Annotated in this window: 22 protein-coding genes; 15 read left to right on the top strand and 7 right to left on the bottom strand. The window is 70.4% G+C overall.

Going from position 1 to position 19984, the window contains the following annotated elements; translation table 11 throughout:
* The first annotated feature begins 12 nt into the window (after positions 1 to 12).
* The 3 genes from IFU40_RS05135 to IFU40_RS05125 all read left to right on the top strand — a co-directional run bounded on the left by IFU40_RS05135 (position 13) and on the right by IFU40_RS05125 (position 2195).
* Positions 13 to 522, top strand: coding sequence for a hypothetical protein (locus tag IFU40_RS05135; RefSeq protein ID WP_191925625.1), 510 nt, complete (start codon positions 13 to 15; stop codon positions 520 to 522).
* 175 nt (positions 523 to 697) lie between these two features.
* On the top strand, positions 698 to 1501 hold the full coding sequence (locus IFU40_RS05130) for an SDR family NAD(P)-dependent oxidoreductase (RefSeq protein ID WP_191925624.1): 804 nt from the start codon (positions 698 to 700) through the stop codon (positions 1499 to 1501).
* 67 nt (positions 1502 to 1568) lie between these two features.
* Complete coding sequence (locus IFU40_RS05125) at positions 1569 to 2195, top strand: DUF6578 domain-containing protein (RefSeq protein WP_191925623.1); 627 nt, start codon at positions 1569 to 1571, stop codon at positions 2193 to 2195.
* Here IFU40_RS05125 and IFU40_RS05120 read toward each other — a convergent pair.
* On the bottom strand, positions 2140 to 3081 hold the full coding sequence (locus IFU40_RS05120; RefSeq protein ID WP_191925622.1) for a linear amide C-N hydrolase: 942 nt from the start codon (positions 3079 to 3081) through the stop codon (positions 2140 to 2142). The two genes, IFU40_RS05125 and IFU40_RS05120, sit on opposite strands and share 56 nt — an antisense overlap.
* Before the next feature lie 45 nt (positions 3082 to 3126).
* Between IFU40_RS05120 and IFU40_RS05115 the strand changes: the two genes are divergently transcribed.
* From IFU40_RS05115 to IFU40_RS05070, 10 genes are all read left to right on the top strand, one after another.
* Positions 3127 to 3498 (top strand): hypothetical protein, encoded by a 372-nt coding sequence (locus IFU40_RS05115; protein WP_191925621.1) that lies wholly within the window; start codon positions 3127 to 3129, stop codon positions 3496 to 3498.
* 337 nt (positions 3499 to 3835) lie between these two features.
* A complete protein-coding gene (locus IFU40_RS05110) occupies positions 3836 to 4180 on the top strand; it encodes an ArsR/SmtB family transcription factor (protein ID WP_055837498.1) in 345 nt (114 codons plus the stop codon).
* A complete protein-coding gene (locus IFU40_RS05105) occupies positions 4165 to 4872 on the top strand; it encodes a cation diffusion facilitator family transporter (RefSeq protein ID WP_342343488.1) in 708 nt (235 codons plus the stop codon). The genes IFU40_RS05110 and IFU40_RS05105 overlap by 16 nt, the downstream gene beginning before the upstream one ends.
* Before the next feature lie 3 nt (positions 4873 to 4875).
* Positions 4876 to 5523, top strand: a complete 648-nt coding sequence (locus IFU40_RS05100; RefSeq protein WP_191925620.1) for a DsbA family protein — start codon at positions 4876 to 4878, stop codon at positions 5521 to 5523.
* 172 nt (positions 5524 to 5695) lie between these two features.
* Positions 5696 to 6613, top strand: coding sequence for an AEC family transporter (locus IFU40_RS05095; protein WP_191925619.1), 918 nt, complete (start codon positions 5696 to 5698; stop codon positions 6611 to 6613).
* A 122-nt stretch (positions 6614 to 6735) separates the two neighbouring features.
* Positions 6736 to 7005: a hypothetical protein gene (locus tag IFU40_RS05090; protein WP_191915137.1), complete on the top strand. Its 270-nt coding sequence runs from the start codon at positions 6736 to 6738 to the stop codon at positions 7003 to 7005.
* Positions 6998 to 8755, top strand: a complete 1758-nt coding sequence (locus IFU40_RS05085; protein WP_191925618.1) for a putative T7SS-secreted protein — start codon at positions 6998 to 7000, stop codon at positions 8753 to 8755. Before IFU40_RS05090 ends, IFU40_RS05085 begins: the two co-directional genes overlap by 8 nt.
* Before the next feature lie 26 nt (positions 8756 to 8781).
* Positions 8782 to 9255, top strand: a complete 474-nt coding sequence (locus tag IFU40_RS05080) for a hypothetical protein (RefSeq protein WP_191925617.1) — start codon at positions 8782 to 8784, stop codon at positions 9253 to 9255.
* A gap of 12 nt (positions 9256 to 9267) precedes the next feature.
* The gene (locus tag IFU40_RS05075) at positions 9268 to 9555 is read left to right on the top strand and encodes a WXG100 family type VII secretion target (protein WP_191925616.1); all 288 of its coding nucleotides are present in this window, start codon (positions 9268 to 9270) and stop codon (positions 9553 to 9555) included.
* Positions 9556 to 9962: 407 nt separating this feature from the next.
* Positions 9963 to 10514 carry an HdeD family acid-resistance protein gene (locus tag IFU40_RS05070; protein ID WP_191925615.1) on the top strand — a complete coding sequence of 184 codons (552 nt, stop codon included), beginning with the start codon at positions 9963 to 9965 and terminating at the stop codon, positions 10512 to 10514.
* Positions 10515 to 10565: 51 nt separating this feature from the next.
* Here IFU40_RS05070 and IFU40_RS05065 read toward each other — a convergent pair whose 3' ends face one another.
* Together IFU40_RS05065 and IFU40_RS05060 are read right to left on the bottom strand one after the other, a co-directional pair.
* On the bottom strand, positions 10566 to 12539 hold the full coding sequence (locus IFU40_RS05065; RefSeq protein ID WP_191925614.1) for a S9 family peptidase: 1974 nt from the start codon (positions 12537 to 12539) through the stop codon (positions 10566 to 10568).
* A gap of 2 nt (positions 12540 to 12541) precedes the next feature.
* A complete protein-coding gene (locus tag IFU40_RS05060; protein WP_191925613.1) occupies positions 12542 to 13306 on the bottom strand; it encodes an SDR family oxidoreductase in 765 nt (254 codons plus the stop codon).
* A gap of 220 nt (positions 13307 to 13526) precedes the next feature.
* Here IFU40_RS05060 and IFU40_RS05055 point away from each other — a divergent pair, with 220 nt between their 5' ends.
* Together IFU40_RS05055 and IFU40_RS05050 are read left to right on the top strand one after the other, a co-directional pair.
* Entirely contained in the window at positions 13527 to 14324 is a 798-nt protein-coding gene (locus IFU40_RS05055; RefSeq protein WP_191925612.1) for a glycerophosphodiester phosphodiesterase family protein, read from the top strand.
* A gap of 108 nt (positions 14325 to 14432) precedes the next feature.
* Positions 14433 to 14804: an RNA polymerase-binding protein RbpA gene (locus tag IFU40_RS05050; RefSeq protein ID WP_055837532.1), complete on the top strand. Its 372-nt coding sequence runs from the start codon at positions 14433 to 14435 to the stop codon at positions 14802 to 14804.
* A gap of 15 nt (positions 14805 to 14819) precedes the next feature.
* Here the strand turns inward: IFU40_RS05050 and lnt are convergent, their stop codons facing one another.
* The 4 genes from lnt to tatA all read right to left on the bottom strand — a co-directional run bounded on the left by lnt (position 14820) and on the right by tatA (position 19971).
* The gene (gene lnt, locus IFU40_RS05045) at positions 14820 to 16415 is read right to left on the bottom strand and encodes an apolipoprotein N-acyltransferase (RefSeq protein WP_342343487.1); all 1596 of its coding nucleotides are present in this window, start codon (positions 16413 to 16415) and stop codon (positions 14820 to 14822) included.
* The gene (locus tag IFU40_RS05040; protein ID WP_055940146.1) at positions 16412 to 18895 is read right to left on the bottom strand and encodes a DEAD/DEAH box helicase; all 2484 of its coding nucleotides are present in this window, start codon (positions 18893 to 18895) and stop codon (positions 16412 to 16414) included. The genes lnt and IFU40_RS05040 overlap by 4 nt, the downstream gene beginning before the upstream one ends.
* Complete coding sequence (gene tatC, locus IFU40_RS05035) at positions 18892 to 19653, bottom strand: twin-arginine translocase subunit TatC (protein WP_055837953.1); 762 nt, start codon at positions 19651 to 19653, stop codon at positions 18892 to 18894. Before tatC ends, IFU40_RS05040 begins: the two co-directional genes overlap by 4 nt.
* A gap of 63 nt (positions 19654 to 19716) precedes the next feature.
* Positions 19717 to 19971: a Sec-independent protein translocase subunit TatA gene (gene tatA, locus IFU40_RS05030; protein WP_191925611.1), complete on the bottom strand. Its 255-nt coding sequence runs from the start codon at positions 19969 to 19971 to the stop codon at positions 19717 to 19719.
* Positions 19972 to 19984: the final 13 nt, after the last annotated feature.

Here is a 19984-nt window from a genome sequence, read left to right as displayed (position 1 = left end):
TAGGATCGCCGGATGTCCCTCTCGACCAGGACGATCTGCGCCCTCGCGACCGTCGCCGCAGCGGCCATCGCACTCACCGGATGCACCGGAGACGACGACGCGGCGCCCTCACCCGGCGCCGTCGCGAGCGAGACGACGTCGTCGCCCTCCGCGTCGCCGTCCGTGACCCCCGACCCGTGGGCGGGGTACTTCGACGATGAGGTGGCCGCCGCCGCACCCGGTGACTTCCTCTGGCAGTCCTGGGGCACGTTCGGCGACCCGGGCGGCGTCGCTCCGTTCCGCAGCGACAACCAGACGATCAACCCCGGCGCATACGCGGTCACGATCGACTGCGCCGGACCCCAGGCGGTGACCGGGCGCATCTCGACGTCCGCGGGGACGGCCATCGGCGAGCCGCTGCTGCTGCCGTGCCAGGCCTCGACGCAGGTGCAGATCGATCTGCCCGAGCGCGGTTTGCTCGTCGAGCTCGACAGCGATCGCGCGCCGGGGGCGTTCCTCATCCGGGTGAGTGCCCGGGGGTAAGAGGCTGCGGGGGAGGGGCGTCGGGGTGTCCGGCGGTCCGCCGCTTCGGGCCGCGGCCGCGTCCACGATGGGGGCGATCGGCTTCGTCGCGCGAATGCGTGCGTCGTAGATGGGCGAGAACCGAGAGAGCGATACCGCACACCCGGTCCATGGATTCATGCGCGACGATGTCCTCATGACTCTCGCGATCGTCACCGGAACCACCAGCGGAATCGGCCTGCACACGGCCATCGGCCTCGCTCAGCGGGGCGCACGGGTCGTCGCCACCGTGCGCGACACGGGGCGCGCCGACGCGCTGCGCGCCGCGGCATCCGTCGCCGGTGTCGAACTCGACATCCGCGCGCTGGATGTGACGGATGCCGCGGCCGCCCAGGCCCTCGTCGACGCGGTCGGCCCGGTGGATATCCTCGTCAACAACGCCGGGCGCGGCGCCGTCGGCACGCTCGAGCAGCTCACCGACGCGCAGCTGCAGGAGCAGCTCGAGACGAACTACCTCTCGGTCGCGCGACTGACGCGTCTCGTGCTCCCCGGTATGCGCGACCAGGGGAGCGGCCGCATCGTCACGGTGACGAGCGTCGGGGGAGTGGTGGGCCAGCCGTTCTCCGACGCGTACTGCGCGGCGAAGTTCGCCGTGGAGGGACTCATGCAGTCGCTCGCCCCGGTCGTCGCCCCCTTCGGCATCGACGTGTCGATCGTCGAGCCCGCCGCCGTCACTTCGTCGTTCGTCGACTCGGTGCACCGCGCGGCGCCGGGCCCGTACGCCGCCCAGCAGCAGGCCTACCTCGACCGGGCCGCGACGTCTTTCGCGAACGCGCAGCCCGCCGACGAGGCCGCCGAGACCGTGATCGAAGCGGCGCTGACCGATGACCCGCGCTTCCGCTGGCAGACGTCGGAGGCCGCCGTGCGCTTCGCCGGTCTGTCGATCAGCGACCTGTCAGGAGCACGCGTGCTCGACGTGACGTCGAGCTGGGTGCGCTGAGGCCGTCCTCTCGCGGCGCCGATCAGGCTTCTGACCTCCTGCGGCGCCGTCGCGTAGCGTGGGCCTCGTGACGCGGGTGTGGCTGAGCGCGACGGAGTGGGCGTGCTGTGGGGACCCCTTCGTGGTGGGGGACACCGTCGAGTTCCTCATCGGATCGCGGAACGTGCCCCCGCTTTTCGCCCGGCAGCTCGGCTCCGAATGCGCGGCGACCATCGATGCCCTCGAGGAACGGCACCCGCGGACGCCGACCGATGACGTTGTGCGCGGGCGGGTACGCGATGTCTACACGGTGGCACAGCAGCATGTGGAGCGTTTCACGCTGCGCCGACCCGGACACGGCGCGCCCGCCGACGCGCAGATGCCTGCCGAGGGGGAGCTTTGGCCTCTCGCCGGTCGCGATCTGGGGAACGGGCTGTTCATCGGGTCGCGTCCCACGAGGTGGATGGTGACGAGCGAGGCCCTGCCGGGTGCGGTGACCCTCACCCCGTGCGTCCGCGTACCCCAGGTCCGTGATGACTCCGCCCCGGCCGTGGGGAGCGATGAGCTCGACGGATCGGAGCCTGCTGAGCGCACCGTCGTCGCGCAGATCGGATGGCTGGTCGACGTCGACGAGCAGACACCGCTGACAACGGCGCCCGTCAGTACAGCAGCGCCGCAGGCTCGAGATGGGCGGTCTGGTCTCCGACGAGCGTGAGCTCCCGCGGGTCGATCTTTCGCACCTCGGTGGTGTCGGCCAGATCGTCGAGGGTGACCCAGAAGATGTTGGGGCTCCGCGTCGAGCCGAAGTAGTAGACCCGGTTCGTGAGGTCGGCTCCGGCGCGCCACCAGGTGGGGTACACGTCGCCGGTCGAATACGGGGCGCCGTAGGGGACCGAGACGTTGGCGATGAGCTGGAACACTCCCGCCACGGCCTCTTCGGTGTTCTCGGGCTCGGGCAGGTAGTGCAGGAAGTACGCCGAGCGCACGAACCGGTCAGCCGACGTGATGTCGCCGGGCGGGGGGAGCTCACCGCCGAAGGGCCGGTACCGGGCGAGGTTCTCGAGCTGCTTGTCGAGGGTGGGGGAGTTGGCCATCACGGTGTACTCGGGGCCGTGGTGCACGACCAGCTCGCCTCCGAGCGGCTCGATGATCGCGGAGTCTCCGGAGGCGTCTTCGAGGGCGATGTGCACCCCGAGCTGGATGCCGCGGAACAGAGGTGAGGTGATGCGCACGCGGTCGATGTGGGCGACGGCGTCGGCCACGGTGGCGAAGTTGTCGAGCAGGTACTGCACCCACAGGGCGTTGGCGACCGACGGCCGCCCGTCGGGCTCGGGAAACTCGACGTCGGTGGGGTCGAGGTACAGGGCGTGGGCGCCGAGCCCCTTTTCGTTGAGGCCGTCGACGGTCCCCATGCCCCACATGCTGGTCACGACGCTCGCATAGGCAGACGTCCAGGTCAGCGAATGGTCGTCGGCCCGGCCGTCGCGGGCCGTGCCGCGGGGGAGGAACCACAGCTCGGGCTCGTCGCTGACGGCCCAATCCATGCAGCGGCTGACGGTCTTGGCGACGTCGTTGGTGTTCCAGAAGATTCGCGTGCACACGAGGTGCAGCGTATCCCTTCGCGGCGGGGACGCTAGGGTGCACACGTGCCTGTGGAAAGTGACACCCCGTCGACCGGCCCCTGGGGCTGGGTGGGAGTGTGGGTCCGCGAAGAGAAGTTCTGGCGCGATATCGGCGCACGGGTGCTGGCGGGTGTCGTCACGGCGGCGATCGTCTACGCGGGGGCGCTGCTGCTCGGATACCTGCACACGCCCGAGATCGGCGCGGGCCTTCTTCTGGGTCTCGGTGTCTTCGCCTGCGGGAGCCTCGTCGCGGGCAGCGTCGCGCTCCTGAGCGGCGCGCGATCGCGCCGGCGGGCGGGGCGGGGCGTCGGGGCGCGCATCGCGCTCGCAGTTCTTCTGCTGCTCGCGGCGGGTGCCATCGCCGCCGGAGTCGTGTCGGACGTGTTCTTGACCTGATCGGGTCGAGGGATCGCCGCCGGTCGTGTGGGTGCAGGGGAAGGGTCGTTCCTCCTAAAGCTGACATAATGTGCATTATCGGCGTAGCCCTGGATGGGCTGCATCGAGCGAAAGAACCCCCGACGCGCTGTAGAGCACGCAGCAAACGCCGAGCACCTGCGCTCTGACGAGATCCGCATCCGCGCACGGCGTGCTGACCTCGCGAGCACCCACGGCCGGCGCCTCGCACGTCGACGAACTCACCCGCCGCGACGTGCCGTTGCCGGAAAAGCGCTCGCGACGGAGAACGTCTTGATACACGCTGTGCTTAATTCACGATTTTCTGTATCCTGGCCGCATGTCGACGATCGCACCGAGCGCCACCGCGACCCACACCGCCGCGCTTGCACGCCTGGGGCACGCTCTGTCCGACGGAACGCGCGCGGGGGTGCTCCTCGCTCTGCGGGAAGCTCCGGCGTATCCGTCCGACCTGGCGGACACGCTCGGGGTGTCGCGTCAGGTGATGTCGAATCAGCTGGCGTGTCTGCGCGGCTGCGGACTCGTCGAGGCCGTGCCGGACGGGCGCCGCACCTGGTACCGGCTCGCCGACGCGCACCTCGCGCCGGCGCTGGATGAGCTGCTGCGCGTCGTCCTCCACGTCGAGCCCGACTGCTGCGCGGGTGAGACGTGCACCTGCGCGTGAGCGATGCCGCGACCGACAGGCGGCGGGTCCTGCAGCGCCGTATCCGGTGGATCGTCGCCGCCACGATCGTCTACAACGTCGTCGAGGCCGTCATCGCCCTCACGGCGGGAACGATCGCCTCATCGTCGGCCCTCATCGGTTTCGGCCTGGACTCGACCATCGAGGTGCTTTCGGCGGCCGCCGTCGCGTGGCAGTTCACTCGACGCGAACCCGAGCGATGGGAGAAGGGCACTCTTCGCGTCATCGCGGTCGCGTTCTTCGCCCTCGCCGCCTACGTCACGGTGAGTTCCGGTCTCGCCCTCGTGGGCCGGGTCGAGGTCGAGCACTCCCCCGTCGGCATCGCCCTCACGGCGCTCAGCGTCGTCATCATGCCCTTCCTCTCGCTGGCCGAGCGGCGCGCGGGCCGCGAGCTCGGGTCGGCGACCGCCGTCGCCGACTCGAAGCAGACGCTGATCTGCACCTACCTGTCGGCTGCGGTGCTCACCGGCCTCGTCCTGAACGGGGTGTTCGGCTGGTGGTGGGCCGACGCCGTCGCGGGCCTCGTCATCGCCGCTTTCGCCCTGCGCGAAGGGCGGGAAGCCTGGCGCGGCGACGCCTGCGCCACCTCCGTCGGGATGATCCTCGAGGCCGACCATGACCCCGCCGACCACCACACCACCGCGCACGGCCACGCGCACGAGGACCATCACTGAGCCATGAAATCCCTCTTCACGCCCTTCACCGTGACCGCCGCGGCGCTCGCGATCCTCATCGTCGCCGGGCTGGTCGCCTTCCTCGTCGACCGAGCCCAGTCCCCCGGCCCGTCAGCGAACCCCGCGATCATTCGAGACGACACCCAGGTCTTGGACGACGGCGGCCAAGACGCGGTGACGGTCGTGGAGTTCCTGGATTTCGAATGCGAAGCGTGCGGCGCCACGTACCCCGTGGTCGAGGAGCTGCGTGAGAAGTACGCGGGGCGCATCACGTACGCCGTCCGCTACTTCCCTCTCCCGGGCCACGCGAACTCCACCACTGCGGCCGTCGCGGCCGAAGCCGCTGCCCAGCAGGACCGATTCGAGGACATGTACCACCGTCTCTTCCAGACGCAGAGCACATGGGGCGAGGCGCAGGAGTCACAGGCCGAGACCTTCCGCCGTTACGCCGCCGAGATGGGACTCGACATGGCGGCGTACGACGCGGCGGTCGCAGACCCGGCGACCGCCGCCCGGGTGAAATCGGACTTCGACGATGCACGCGCGCTCGGCGTGCGCAGCACTCCCACGTTCTTCGTCGACGGCGCCCCGCTCGTCCTCCAGAGCGTGAACGACCTCGAGAACGCGGTGAAGGCGGCCATCGAGCGCTGATCCCCTCAGCCCTCGGCGATCGTCGAGGGTGAGGCCCTCCGAGGCGCCACCCCCTCAAGCCTCGTCTGCCTCCTCGCTGCAAGAGCCGACCGTGCATCGCGGCCGTCTCCGCCCCCGTTACGCTCGAATCGATGCCTCCCACCCCCGCTCCTCTACCCCGCCGGGTCCTCGCGTGACCGGCGTCCTCACCGGCTTCGCGGTCGTGGGCCTCGCTGTGGTGGTGGGCTACGTGATCGCCCGCATCGATCTGCTCGGGCCGCACGCGCGCCACGTTCTGAGTCGCCTGACGTTTTACGTACTCTCACCCTTCCTGCTGTTCACGGTGCTCGCCCGCGCCGACGTGGCGACGCTGTTCTCGGCGCTCCTGCCGGTGTCGATGATCACCGCGGCCGTGATCATCGGTCTGTACACCCTCGTCTCGGCGCTGATCCTGCGTCGCCCGGTCGGCGAGACGGTCATCGGCGCGCTGTCGGCGGGTCAGGTCAACAGCAACAACATCGGCATCCCGATCTCGCTCTACATGCTCGGCAACGCGGCGTTCTCGGCTCCCGTCATCCTGTTCCAGCTGCTCGTGCTCATGCCGATCGCGCTGTCGCTCCTGGATGCCGTCACCTCGGGCTCCCGCTCCGTCGGGCGGATCGTCACGCAGACGGTCAAGAACCCGATGCTCATCGGATCAGCGCTGGGTGTGCTCGTCGCGGTGCTCGGTATCGACCTGCCGCCGATCGTCTTCGATCCGCTGCACCTCATCGCGGGGGCGTGCGTGCCGGTTCTGCTGATGTCGTACGGCATGTCGCTGTACGGCCAGCGGGTGCTGACCGAACCCGGGCGTCGCGTCGACGTCGTCATCGCGTCGGTCTTGAAGCTCGTGGCCATGCCCGCGCTGGCGTGGCTCGTCGCCTTGTGGTTCGGTCTGCCCGACGACCAGGTGTTCGTGGTCGTCGTTCTCGCCGCGCTCCCGACGGCGCAGAACGTGTTCAACTTCGCGCAGCGGTACGGCGTCGGCGAGATCCTGTCGCGCGATGTGGTGTTCCTCTCCACCGTCGGGTGCCTTCCTGTGCTGTTCGCGGTGGCCCTGCTGCTCGGGTGACCTCACCCTCACACGTCGACGGCATCACCCCCTCTTCACCCTGTGGAGAGTTCTGACGGCGGCCGGGCGCGGTGAGCCTACGATGCTCGCGTCCCCTTCGCCGACCCACCGCGGGAGCCCTCATGACGTCGTTCTCCATCGACACCGAAGCGGTGCGCGAGATCGCCGCCCGGGTGCAGGGCATACGCGACGAAGCGCCTCTCGCCGCCCCACTCCCCCGCGTCGAGTTCGGTCACGGCGGACTGGCCGCGGCGACCGCATCCTTCTCGGCGCTTCTTCTGCGTGCGTGGCGCAGCCGACTCGTCGAGACGGAGCAGATCGCCGCGCGCCTGCGTGCTTCCGCGGATGCCTACGACGAGGCCGACGAGGCGGCGGCAGCAGCGCATGGGTGATCTCGCATCCGTCGCCGACCCCCTCGTCCTGATCCCCGGTCGCCCCGACCAGATCTTCTCCGCTGCCCGCGCCTGGACCCAGCTGTCCGACGCGGCGGTGGGGCTCGCCGACCGGCTGTTCGCCGTCTCCGTGCACGACGCCTGGCAGGGTGAGGCCGCAGACGATTTCTCGCTCCGCCGCACCTCCGCCGCCGACGACTGGTCGGTCGTCGCCCAGGTTCTGGTCGAGTGCGCGGGCAGCCTGCAGCGGTACGCCGAGACCCTCACCTGGGCGCAGGGCCGGGCCGCGGATGCCGTCGACCTGCACCGACGGGGTCCCACCGAGACGCTCGAGACGGCTGCTCAGAACCCTGCCCAGGGCGCCGCCGATACCGGAGCGGCCCTCCGCGTCCGTGCCGAGGAGCTGCTGTCCGAGGCCCGCGAGGTCGTGCGCACCCGCGGCGAGGAGTGCGCGGCGGCGATCGAGGCCGCCGCCCGTGGGATGAGCGAGAACGGGCGATGGAGCGCCGCTCTGCTGTTCGCCCCCGCACCGTCGATCGACGCGCTCGCCCCGCGGGCCGCGACCCGCCGCCTGGGGATCTCCATCCTGGAGCGCCTGTCTCGGGCCGACGCGGAGCAGCAGATCAGTGAGCTGCTCGCCCTCCACCCCGACTGGATGACGCTTCTCGAGCAGTTCCCACCCGACGACGACCAGGTCCGGGCGTGGTGGGACGGCATCGACGACCCGGCGGCCCGCTCCGCCCTGCTCGCCGCGATCCCGGCCGTCCTGGGCACCCTCGGTGGGCTGCCCCCGCTCGTTCGGGTGGCCGCCAACCGCGAGAACGCCGCGGAGCGCGTGGCAGCACTTGAGCGTTCCCTCGACGACCCCCACCTCGCCCCCGAGGAGCGCGCGGCGATCACGGCAGAGAGGCACTACCTGCAGCGCGCGGTCGACGGCGACGTCCGGCTCTATCTGTACGACGCCCCCGCGCATCGCATCATCGAGATGATCGGGACTCCCTCGGCGTCCACGACGGCGACCGTCACCTACGTGCCGGGCACCTTCACGAGCATGCAGAGCTTCTACGGAGGGGGTCCGCAAGAGGTCGTGGAGTGGATGAACCAGCAGGATGCCGGTGTGCTCGGCTTCGTCTGGAAAGACGGGGTGTTCCCGGGCGATGAGGCCGGGGCCCCGCCTTCGGTCGCCCTCGCGGAGCTCCCGCTGGCGACGGGGCTGTCGCAGGCGAACGATCCGGATCTCGCGCGCGCCATGGGAGACCGTCTCGCCGACTTCGCCGCCGAGATCCGCGGCGCGAGCGACGCCGTCGCCGACAGCGAGAGCGTGGCTATGGGGCACTCCTGGGGTCTCGCACCCATCACCGCCTCGGAGGTCGCCGGCGCTCAGTACGACCAGGTTCACTCGCTGGCGGGGGCCGGGATGCCGGAGGGGTGGGCACCCGATCCGCGAACGACGTACGCCCACTGGGCGTACACCGACGCGCTCACCATGGCGCAGGAGACCGGAGTCGTCTGGGACGGACGCGTCCCCGCTCACGAGCCGGCCTTCGAGAGCCACGTCTACGCGCGAGACGGAGACGTCGAGATCCCGCTCCCCGCTCCCCCGGCGATCGGCCTACCCGGGATCGAGCCGCAGCCCACGCCCAGCTTCCGGGTGTCGTTTCGCGCGCTCGAGAATCACCAACTCATCGCGAGCGACCTTGCCGAGAACAGGGCCGCTCTCCGTCTCATTCTTCGCGAGGTGACCCAATGAAACGCCGTCGTCTACTCACCCCCCTGATGATCCTCACTCTCGTGATGTTGGCCGGGTGCGCGCCGACCGGAGGTATCGACGTCGATCCCGACCTCGATGTGTGGGGCGCCAAGAAGGTTGCCCAAGACATGGAGCTCTCTCTTGCCGAGTTCGTTCCACCGGCTGAGGTCGCGTCCGTTGACCAGGCTGAAGAAAGTGGCTTGCTCAGCTGTGGAACGGATCGCACATTTCAGTGGGCTGGGCACACCAATGTCCATTTGATCGGACCATCGGAGACGGCCGCGATCATGGATGCAGTTGTCGCCGCCTACGTCGAGAAGACCGGGTACACCGCGATCCGCGAGACTCTCGACGACGGTGTTCCGAGCGTTCAAGTGCGCGGTCCGCACGGGTCGGTGTACATGATGGCGCTCAGCGTGGACCGCACCTACATCCAGATCCTCTCCTTCTCCCCCTGCTTCCGCCTGGCCGACGGCCTCCACCCGCGCGACACCTACTGACGGGACCGCACCGTGTACATCCGGTTCGACAGCGCGCGCCACGGCGAACTCGTCGCGCATCTCGACCAGGCCCTCTCGGGCATCGCGATCGAGATCGACCTGCTCGATCGGGAGTCCAGCCGCCTTCGCGGGGACTGGAACGGCTCGGCGCGCGACGCCTACGACCGGACCCACACCGCGGGGGCGGCGTTGCTCGACGAGCTGGAGCGCGGGCTGCGGGGTGCCCGCGACTTCGCCTCAGCGACGGCGGAACGATTCGTCGCGACCGAGCGCGCGGTCCGCGCCCTGTGGCGCCGGTGAGCGGCCGCGCCACCTCGCAATTCCCAGCGCTGCCACACCCGCGCAGTGATCGCGGCTGCACCGCGCACACGGGTCGGCCCGCGCGCGGCTCGCAGAGGGGTTGAGTGTCCACGAAACGCCGCGCACGGCGATGCGGGTGCGGCGTGTCCGGGACACTCAACAGCGCGCGACGTAGCAAGGCCCCCAGAGGGGTTGAGTGTCCACGACACGCCGGGCGTGGCCGGGCGGGCGCGGCATGTCCTGGACACTCAACCCTCGGCGCCAACCCCGGTCCCGGCGCGGCCAACGCCGCCACCTAACGGCCCTTGTGACGCCGCTCGACGCGGCGCGTACGCCCGGGTCGCGCGGGTTTCGCCGTGCGGTCTAAGGTGAGCACTGTTCACAGCGTTCATCCAGAAAGGCACGCAATGTCGCCCTCGTCCACGACCAGCCCCGCTCTCAGCGCCGTCCGCACCGCGCTCGGCGTCAGCGGCGCGCTGTCGCTCGTCATCGGCCTGCTCATCCTGGTGTGGCCCGGCCGCACCGCCGAGATCGCCGTCGGCATCATCTCGGTCTACGTCATCATCGCCGGACTGGTGAACATCGGCATCGGCCTGTTCTGGCGCTCCGGCTGGGCTCGCATCGGCTACATCGTGCTCGGCGTGCTGTTCATCGTCGCGGGCATCTTCTCGTTCGCCAACCTCTCGGCCACGACCGCGTGGTTCGGCGTCTTCATCGGCACCCTCGTCGGCATCCTGTGGATCATCGAGGGCGTCGTCTCGCTCACCACCGTCGGCCACGGATCGAAGGCGCGGGCCTGGACGATCTTCTTCGCGATCGTCAGCATCCTCGCCGGCGTCGTGCTGCTGTTCTCGCCGCTCCTGGGCGCGGTGACGCTGTTCCTGCTCATCGGCATCTCGCTCGTCATCCTCGGCATCTTCCAGATCGTGCGAGCGGTCCAGTTCGGCAAGGCCGCGTAACACGGGTACGCGAAAGGGCCCGGATGCCATGGCATCCGGGCCCTTTCCGATTCACGCGACCGGCAGGTACCGCGCCCACCATTCGAGCACCGCGTCGAAGCGCTGCACCCGGTGCTGCGGCCGACCCGCGCGGGTGAGCTCGTGGTCTTCGCCGGGGAAGACGAGCATCTCGGCCTCGGTGCCCTGGCGCTTCAGCGCCGCGTAGTAACGCGTGGCCTGTTCGAGCGGGCAGCGGAAGTCGAGCTCGGAGTGGAGCACCAACGTGGGGGTGCGCACCCGGTCGACGACGGCCATGGGGCTCTGCGCGGCCATCTGCTCGGGGTCGGTCCCGACGTACTCCTGACCGAAGAACGAGCCGATGTCGCTCGAGCCCGGGAACGCGGTCGGGTCGAGGAACCCGCGCTCCACGATCGCGCCGGCGAAGCGGTGGTCGTGCGCGATGATCCACGCGGTCATGTATCCGCCGTAGGACCCGCCCATCACGCCGACGCGGTCGCCGTCGAGGCGAGGATCTGCCGCCACGACGCCGTCGAAGAAGTCGAGCACGTCGAAGTAGTCGAGGGTGCCCATCTTCTGTCGGATCGACCGGCCGTGGGCGCGACCGTATCCGGCGCTCCCGCGGGGGTTGCTGTAGACGACGGCGTACCCGGCGTCGACGAGCACCTGGGTCTCGTCGAAGACGTGCACCCCGTATGACGCGTACGGCCCGCCGTGGATCTGCAGGATGACCGGGAACGGCCCCTCGCCCTCGGGCGTGGCGACCCACCCGTGCACCGGGTAGCCGTCGCGGCCGACGATCTCGTGCTCGACCGGCACGACGACACCCCGCTCGCGCACGGCGGCGCCGAAGTCGGTGACGGCGCGAACGCCCGCCACGGGGTCGACGAGCACCAGCTCACCGAACGATTCGGGCGCGGCGACGGATGCCACGACCCGGCCGTTCGCGACGGCGTGGCCGTTGACCTCGAGGTCCCCGCCGAGGACCTCGGACACGTCTGCTCCGCGCGTGACGCGCAGCAGGCGCAGGCGCCCGCGGGTGCGGTCCTGCACGAGCACGTCGCCGTCGTCGAACGACAGGTGACTGCCGACCTCGCCGAGATCGATCGTCTCGGCGTCGGTGAGCCGGCGCGGACCCTCGGCCTCCAGCAGGAACAGCGAGACGCCGGGGGCGACGAAGTCCACGCCCTCCGGACCCACGTCGTTCGCGAGCACGAAGATCGCCCCGTCGGGCGCCACGGCGACCTCGGCGACCGACAGGTCGGCCGAGGTCGAGAGCACCTCGCGCTCGGCCCCACCCTCGACCGCGACGGCCACGATGCGGTCGCGCAGGTCGCGGCGGTCGGTCTCGATCACGTCGGGAACGTTCAGCAGCTCGCTGCCGTCGTGCGTCCAGACGACGCCGCTCCAACTGGTGTCACCCTCGGTCAGCCGCGTGGGCTCGGCGGGGATCACGCGCTTCTCGGGCGCTTCCAGCGCCGGAGCGGGCGTGTAGAAGGGCTCCGCCTCGGTCGAGGGCGCGTCCACCACGAAGAGATGGCTCGGGCGGTCCAGGTAGCCGGCGCCGTTCGAGTGCCACCGGATGCCGGTGATCCGACGCGGCGGTTCGGCGGCGGCGTCGCGCCCCTCGACGGTGCCGTATCGACCGGGCTCGGGCACGCGCGCCGAGAACGCCAGACGCGCGCCGTCGGGCGACCAGGCGACGTCGGTCACTCCCCCGGGCTGGTCGGTCACCTGGACCGGCTCGCCACCGAGGACCGAGACGACGAACACCTGCGCGCGGCCGCGCTCGTCGGGGCGGAGGAACGCGACGGTGGCGTCGTCGGGCGAGAGGCGCGGCGCCTTGTCGGCGACACCGCGCGTCAGGCGGCGCGGCGCACCGTCGGGCAGGTCGACCCGCCAGAGCTGGCCCACTCCGCGGTCGGCGACGAGATCGGGACGCGAGGTGGCGAAGACGGCGACGTCGCCGTCGGACGAGAGCGCGGGACGCCCCACGGAGACGAGCGCCTCGATGTCGACGGAGCGCATGCTCACTCGCCTCCGAACGAACCCGTGTCGCCCACGAGACGGGTGTTGTCGGCGGGAACCGGGTCGATGGCCGCACGGGCGACCTCGGCCGCGAACTCCGACACGTTGTACAGCTTGCCGGCGTCGTCGCGGCGGGCGGCGATCGCGCCGGGGTTGGCGCGCTCGAGCAGGGTGGCCGTGATGGTGCCTTCGATCATGTCGCCCGAGACGACGGTGAAGCCGATGCCGCGCTCCTCGAGAGCGGGGATCTTCTCACGCAGCGCGTCTTCGCCGGCCCGCTTCGACAGCGCGACCGGCTCGTACTCGGGCATGGTCGGGGTGGTGCGGATGAAGTGCGCCTGGTGACTGGTCACGAACACCACGCGCGCGTCGGCCTTGAGCAACGGCAGCGCGGTTTCGAGCACGGAGACCTGCGCGTCGCGGTTGAGCAGCAGCGCGTAGTCCTCGGCCATGCCGGACTCCATGCCGCCCGAGGCGTTGAGCACGAGCACGTCGAGGCCTCCGAACGTGCGCTCGACCTCATCGAACATCGCCTTCACCGACGCGGGGTCGGTGAGGTCGGCGCCCACGACGAGCGCCTCGACGCCCAGCTCACGCAGCTGCGACGCCAGCTTCTCGGCGCGCGGCGCCTTGTTGCGGAAGTTGATGACGACGTTCGCGCCGGCCTCGGCGAAGTACTTCACGGTGTCGGCGCCGATGCCGCGCGACGAGCCGGTGACGAGCGCGGTCTTGCCGCTCAGGGAGCCGGACGGAAGGGTCTGAGACACGGATTCTCCTGACGATTCGAAAAAGGGGGACCGCGAGCGGGGGGACACTCGGAGCCCCTCCCAGCCTACCGATCCCCCGCCCACCGCCACCGGCGCCGGGCCGCAGCCGCGCCGCTCCCCGCGACGGCCACGGACGCCTCCACGACGCCGCGAACAGCCCCTGTCCACGGGCACGGGCGTGTCGTACGCGCGTGCTACGTTCTGGCCCGGAGGCCCTGACATGACCGCATCGCCCGCCGCCCGGCATCCCTACCTCTCACCCGAGGGGCCGCGCGTGCTGGCGCACCGGGGGCTCGTCACCCCGGATGCCGTCGCGAACGGGCTGGTCGACAACTCGTTCGCCGCGGTGGCCGCGGCGCACGCCGCCGGCGCCGTCTATGTCGAAACGGACTGCCACCTCACCGCCGACGGCACCGTCGTGCTGTTCCACGACGACGACCTGCGACGCGTCGCCGAAGACCCTCGGGCGATCGCCGACGTCCGCGTGCACGAGCTGGCGGAGCTCATGTCGGACCGCGGCGGCCTCATCACCCTCGCCCAGGCGCTCGACGCCTTCCCCGACGTGCGCTTCAACCTCGACGTCAAGGCCACCGCCGCGGCCGAACCGGTCGGGCGGCTCATCGCGCCGCACGCCGAGCGGGTGCTCGTCACCAGCTTCTCCGACGATCGCCGTCGCACCGCCCTCGAGGCGGCCCGCCGCGCGGGGGCGACCCGCCGCCCGGCCACCTCCCCCGGATCGGCGACCATCGCCCGCCTGCTGGCGGCGCGCGTGCTGGGTCGGCGCCGGCGTGTGCGGGAGCTGCTCGCCGACCTCGATGCGCTGCAGGTGCCCGAGCGGCACGGGGTCATCCCGGTCGTGACCCCGGGCTTCGTCCGCGACGCCCACGCCGCCGGCGTCGAGGTGCACGTGTGGACGGTCAACGAATCCGCGGACATGCACCGCCTGCTCGACCTGGGCGTCGACGGGCTGGTCACCGACCGCGCCGACCTGGCTCTGGCCGTGGTGAACGAACGGTGAACGCCAGCTGACTGAGCATTCTCTGTGAAACCCGGCCGCGGGCCCGCCGTTCGAATAAAGCGCACAGGTGCGAGCGTTATACATGGGGACCGACGAGAGGACCACACAATGGCAGACCGCAGTCTCCGCGGCATCCGACTCGGCGCCCAAAGCCTCCAGAGCGAAGACGGCGTCGTGTTTCACGACCGTGCACAACACACGTACAACTGCAGCACCTGCGGACGCGACACCGTCCTGACGTTCGCTGCAGACGCCGAGGTTCCGGAGTCCTGGGAGTGCCGCACGTGCGGCGCCGAAGCGCTGCTGCGCATCGGTGACGGCATCGCGACCGTCGACCACAGCGGCGACAAGGCCGCCCGTACGCACTGGGACATGCTCCTGGAGCGTCGCACCCTCCCCGAGCTCGAAGAGCTGCTCGAAGAGCGTCTCGCCTTCGTCCGCGCCCGCCGTGGCGCCGGGAACGAGAAGCTCAGCGCCTGACGCTGAGAAACGGATTCAGACGCCGGCCCCTTCGGGGGTCGGCGTCTTCTTCGTGGCGCGGGACCGCACCGCGACGAGGACACCGGCCGCCAGCAGAGCGACGAGGCTCCCCCCGCCCACCACGATCTTGACCGCGGGTCCGATGACCGTCGCGGGGGTGAGACCGGTGCGCAGCGGCACGTCAGTGAGCATGTGCCCCGCGACGTCGACGGGCAGCTCGTCGAGGGTGGCCCCGTCGGGTGCGATCACCTGGCTCGTGCCCACGGTCGAGAGGTTCACCACCGAGCGACCGGTCTCGATCGCCCGCATGCGCGCGAAGGCGAGCTGCTGCAGGTTCTCGTCGGTGCCGCGGAAGTCGGCGTTGTTGGTCTGGAACATGTAGATCTGCGCCCCCGCGGCCGCGCCGTCCCACACCACGTCGTCGTAGATCACGTCGAAGCAGATGGCAAGGCCCATGCCGACACCGTTCAGGTCGAAGAGCGGGCTCGCCGTTCCCGGGGTGTACTCGCGCCCGATCAGACCGATCAGGTCGGGAGCGAACGGCTCCCAGAACGCCCGGTCGGGCACGTACTCGCCGAACGGCACCGGATGCCGTTTGTCGTACGTGGCGATCGCCCCGCCGTCGGGGGTCCACAGCAGCGCGGAATTGAACAGGTCGGGCCCGCGCTCGGTCACCGCCGACACGAGCAGCGGCGCGTCGACCCGGCGCGACAGCTCGTCGAGCGCGGCGGCGGTCGGTCGCGAGGCGGTCGGGTCGGAGTCGACGCCACCCTCGGGCCAGAGCAGCACGTCCATGTCCTGCCCGAGAAGCGGAGCGGATGCCGCCAGCTGCGCGTTCAGCACGGCGTTGCGGGAGCGCTGGTCGAAGTAGCCGGCGGGACCGTTGCCCTGCGCCGCGCCCACGCGCAGCGAGCCCGCGTCGGTGGTCGGGAACTGCGGCAGCGCCACGAGCACGGCCAGCACGAGCGCGGCCGGCACGGCACGCGCGAGACGGCGGAACCGCCCGGTGCGCACGAACTCGATCGCCATGGCGCACAGCAGCACGACGAGGAACGTCAGCCCCGACATGCCGACCCACGACGCCACCTCGGCGAAGGGCCCGTTCACCTGCGAGACGCCGATACGTCCCCAGGGGAAGCCGCCGTACGGCCACGAGCCGACGATCTGCTCGCGCAACGTCCACAGCCCCGCGACGAGGGCCGGCAGCAGCACGAGCCGTCCGAGCGTTCCCGGCGCCAGCCGCGGCATCCATCGGTAGGCCAGCGCGATGGGGATGGCGAACACCGCGGTGAGCAGCGCTTCGAGCACCGACAGCGCGATCCATGGGATGGGTCCCAGGTAGCGCGCCGTGAAGAGCAGGTTGACCGAGAAGAACGCCGCCCCGAACAGGAACCCCACGAGCAGCGACGACCAGATGCCCCGACCGGCGAGGACGACGAGCGCGAGCACCACGGCGGGCAGTGCCATCGGCCACCACGCCAACGCGGGGAACGCGGTGACCAGCAGCAACCCCGCCACGACCGACAGCGGCGCCGCGAATGCCAGACGCAGCACCGGCGGGGTGGGCTCGGCGAGGCGCGCGCGCGGACGGCGCGTCGACACGGCGCTCACGCGGACGTGTACGCGACGATGCCGCGCCGCACGGAATCCAACGCCGTGCGCGCGGTCGACGCGAGCTTCGGTTCGGCGACGAGCGAGATCTGGTCGAGCAGGTCGATCGTCTGCTTGACCCAGCGGACGAAGTCGCCCGCGGCCATGTCGGCGAGGGTGAGCACGCTGTCGAGCGGCAGACCCTTCGCCCACGCGTGCATGGCGGGGGCCAGGCCGGAGGCGGGTTCCGCCGAGCCCGGCAGGCGGTGGTCGCGCTCGAGGTCGTCGAGCTCTTGCCAGAGGGTCTGCGTGGCATCGAGCGCCCCGCGGAACGCGCCGCGCGGCAGACCCCGCTCGCCCGGCCCGGCCTCGTCGCGGCGCGGTTCGTACACGAGGCAGCAGGCGAGGGCGGCGAGGGACGGAGCATCGAGTCCGTCCCACAGGCGCTGGCGCAGCGACTCGGCCACGAGCAGGTCGCGCTCACCGTAGATGCGGCGCATCGTGCGACCCGCGGGGGTCAGCACCGTGGCACCGTCGTCTTCGATCGCGACGTACTCCAGGGCGGCGAGCACCTCGACGACCCGGTCGAAGACGCGCGCGACGTTGCCGGTGCGCTGATCGATCTGCTGCCGGGTCTTGTCGGTGGTGCGCTTGAGCTTCCAATACCGCTCCGCCCACCGGGCGTGGGCCTCGCGATCGGGGCACGACTGGCAGGGGTGCCGCTGCATGCGCCGGCGCAGCGACTGGATCTGCTCCTGCCGCTCGTCGCGCAGGCGACGGGGCGCCGTGGCGTCGCGCCGGTTGATCTTCTCGAGATCGCTGAGTTCGCGGCGGATCGTGGAGTACTCGCGGAAGTCCCCGCGATCGCACGTCATCGCCTGCTCGTAGCCCGAGAGCGACTCCTCGGCATCCTTCACCTGACGCGCGAGACCGACGACCGAGCGGTCGGCCTGGAACTGCGCGAACGACGACTCGAGCACCTCACGGGCCCGGGCCCGACCGAACTGGTCGATGAGGTTGACGGCCATGTTGTACGTGGGCCGAAAGCTCGAGTTCAGCGGATAGGTGCGGCGCGAGGCCAGCGCCGCGACCGACTGCGGGTCGAGGCCCTCGGTGAACTGCACCACCGCGTGGCCCTCGACGTCGATGCCGCGGCGGCCGGCGCGACCGGTCAGCTGCGTGTACTCCCCCGAGGTGATGGCCACGCGAGCTTCGCCGTTGAACTTCTCGAGCTTCTCGAGCACGACCGTGCGCGCCGGCATGTTGATGCCGAGCGCCAGCGTCTCGGTCGCGAAGACGACCTTGACGAGCTTGCGACGGAACAGCTCCTCGACGACCTCTTTGAACGCCGGCAGCAGGCCCGCGTGGTGCGAGGCCATGCCGCGCTCGAGGTTGTCGCGCCACTCCCAGAAGTGCAGGACGGCGAGGTCCTCGTCCTTCAGCGTGAAAGTCAGCTCGTCGACGATCTGGCGGATCTCGACGCGCTCCTCGGCCGAGGTCAGCCGCACGTTCGCGCGCCGCAGCTGCTGCACGGCGGCGTCGCAGCCGGCGCGGCTGAAGATGAAGAAGATCGCGGGCAGCAGGTGGTTGCGCTGCAGCAGCTCCACGACCTCGGGACGGTCGATGCGCTCGATGCGCGGCCCCTGCGCCGCACGGGTCGGCTTGTGCCCGGCGCGGCGCTGGCCCGCGTGGCGCGGACCTCCGGCGTGGCGGGCCGAGCGGTACTCCTGCGCGCGCCGGTTGTTCTCGTATCCCCCGGAGTTGCCCCCGCGAATGCGCAGCAGCTCCTGGTTCACCTGCGCGGTGGCGACTCCCGCGCGGTCGTCGAACAGCGGCAGCAGATCGCCGCGCACGAGCACGTGCTGCTCGAGGGGCACGGGCCGGGTCTCCGACACGATCACCTCGGTGTCGCCGCGCACGGTGTCGAGCCAGTCGCCGAACTCCTCGGCATTCGACACGGTCGCCGACAGCGACACGAGTTTGACCGACGACGGCAGGTGGATGATGACTTCTTCCCACACCGCGCCGCGGAAGCGGTCGGCGAGGTAGTGCACCTCGTCCATGACGACGAAGCGCAGGCCACGCAGGGCCGGCGAATCGGCGTACAGCATGTTGCGCAGCACCTCGGTCGTCATGACGACGATGCGCGCCGAGGAGTTGATGTTCGTGTCGCCGGTGAGCAGGCCCACCTCGTCGTCGCCGTAGATCTCTTGCAGCTCGTGGAACTTCTGGTTCGACAACGCCTTGATCGGCGTGGTGTAGAACGCCTTGTCGCCGGGCTCCGACATCGCGAGGTGGATGGCGAACTCGCCGACGATGGTCTTTCCGGCGCCGGTGGGGGCGGCCACGAGCACGCTCCGCCCGTCTTCGAGGGCGTGGCATCCGGCGATCTGGAAGTCGTCGAGCTCGAATCGCTGCATCTCGGCGAAGTCGGCCGTGTGGGGGTGCGTCGACCGGGCGCTGGCGCGCGCGAAACGCTCGGCCGGACTCGGCGCGCTCACGCGATGGGCCCCGACGGCGTTGCGGCCGCGGCGGCGCGACGCGCCTTGCGGCGGTCGAACAGCATCGACACCCCGGCGGCGGCGAAGAACAGCACGGTGAGGATGGCGGCCAGCATGAGCATGCTGATGATGTCGGCCGCGGGGGTGGCGAGGGCCGAGAACAGGGTGGCGATGAGGATCGCGACCCGCCAGCCCTTCAGGATCGCCTTGCCGCTCATGATGCCGGCGACGTTCAACGCGACCAGGAACACCGGCAGCACGAACGCTACGCCCACCACGATCATGAGCTTGAACACGAAGTCGTAGTAATCGGTGGCGTTGTAGAAGTTGACGCCACCCTCGGGCGTGAAGCCCCACATGAGCTCGATCACGTGCGGCACGATCAGGAGCCCCACCCAGCAGCCCACGAAGAACAGCGGGACCGCGGATGCCACGAACCCGACCGTGTAGCGCACCTCTTTGCGCGTGAGTCCGGGCATGATGAACGCCCAGATCTGCCACAGCCACACCGGTGCCGACAGAAAGATGCCGATCGAGAACGCGATGCGCATGCGCAGGTCGAACGCCGAGGTCACCGAGGTGAAGTTCAGCGCCGAGAAGTCGTCGCCGCGGCGCTCCGCGATCGCACGGATCGGCTCGGTGATCAGGTGGATGATCGGGTCGGTGATGATGAACGCGACCACCATGCCCACCACGAGGGCGGCAGCCGCGATCATCAGACGCTTGCGCAGCTCCACGAGATGCGCGCCGATGGACATGCGCTTATCGCGCCGCGGCCCCTCGGGGAGGTCGATGCGCGGCGGGCCTGCCGTCACCACGACTTAGATCGTGGGGTCGTTCGACCTGCGCGGCTCGGGGGCGGCGGTCGAAGCGGTGCCGGTCTCGGTGGCGCGCGGCGCCTCGGGAGTGGGAGCCACGACCTCGTCGTCGCGCTTCATCTCTTTCATCTCGCTCTTGAACACGCGAGCTGACTGGCCGACGCTCTTCGCGAGGGCGGGGAGCTTGGCGGCGCCGAACAGCAGAAGGATGACGGCCAAGACGATCAGCAGGTGCCATCCGGTCAATCCCTGAAACATGAGGACTCCTCGT

The organism is Microbacterium sp. CFBP 13617, from assembly GCF_014839445.1.
Taxonomy (GTDB): Bacteria; Actinomycetota; Actinomycetes; order Actinomycetales; family Microbacteriaceae; genus Microbacterium.
The sequence above is the reverse complement of the archived record's forward strand: the minus strand, read 5'-3'. Positions and strand labels throughout refer to the sequence as shown.

What these genes read in the sequence shown, in the direction of transcription:
- IFU40_RS05135 (WP_191925625.1), top strand. Translation starts at nt 13, where the DNA reads ATGTCCCTCTCGACCAGGACGATCTGCGCCCTCGCGACCGTCGCCGCA.
- IFU40_RS05130 (WP_191925624.1), top strand. Translation starts at nt 698, where the DNA reads ATGACTCTCGCGATCGTCACCGGAACCACCAGCGGAATCGGCCTGCAC.
- IFU40_RS05110 (WP_055837498.1), top strand. Translation starts at nt 3,836, where the DNA reads ATGTCGACGATCGCACCGAGCGCCACCGCGACCCACACCGCCGCGCTT.
- IFU40_RS05100 (WP_191925620.1), top strand. Translation starts at nt 4,876, where the DNA reads ATGAAATCCCTCTTCACGCCCTTCACCGTGACCGCCGCGGCGCTCGCG.
- IFU40_RS05090 (WP_191915137.1), top strand. Translation starts at nt 6,736, where the DNA reads ATGACGTCGTTCTCCATCGACACCGAAGCGGTGCGCGAGATCGCCGCC.
- IFU40_RS05085 (WP_191925618.1), top strand. Translation starts at nt 6,998, where the DNA reads ATGGGTGATCTCGCATCCGTCGCCGACCCCCTCGTCCTGATCCCCGGT.
- IFU40_RS05080 (WP_191925617.1), top strand. Translation starts at nt 8,782, where the DNA reads ATGATCCTCACTCTCGTGATGTTGGCCGGGTGCGCGCCGACCGGAGGT.
- IFU40_RS05070 (WP_191925615.1), top strand. Translation starts at nt 9,963, where the DNA reads ATGTCGCCCTCGTCCACGACCAGCCCCGCTCTCAGCGCCGTCCGCACC.
- IFU40_RS05065 (WP_191925614.1), bottom strand. Translation starts at nt 12,539, where the DNA reads ATGCGCTCCGTCGACATCGAGGCGCTCGTCTCCGTGGGGCGTCCCGCG.
- IFU40_RS05055 (WP_191925612.1), top strand. Translation starts at nt 13,527, where the DNA reads ATGACCGCATCGCCCGCCGCCCGGCATCCCTACCTCTCACCCGAGGGG.
- IFU40_RS05050 (WP_055837532.1), top strand. Translation starts at nt 14,433, where the DNA reads ATGGCAGACCGCAGTCTCCGCGGCATCCGACTCGGCGCCCAAAGCCTC.
- tatC (WP_055837953.1), bottom strand. Translation starts at nt 19,653, where the DNA reads ATGTCCATCGGCGCGCATCTCGTGGAGCTGCGCAAGCGTCTGATGATC.
- tatA (WP_191925611.1), bottom strand. Translation starts at nt 19,971, where the DNA reads ATGTTTCAGGGATTGACCGGATGGCACCTGCTGATCGTCTTGGCCGTC.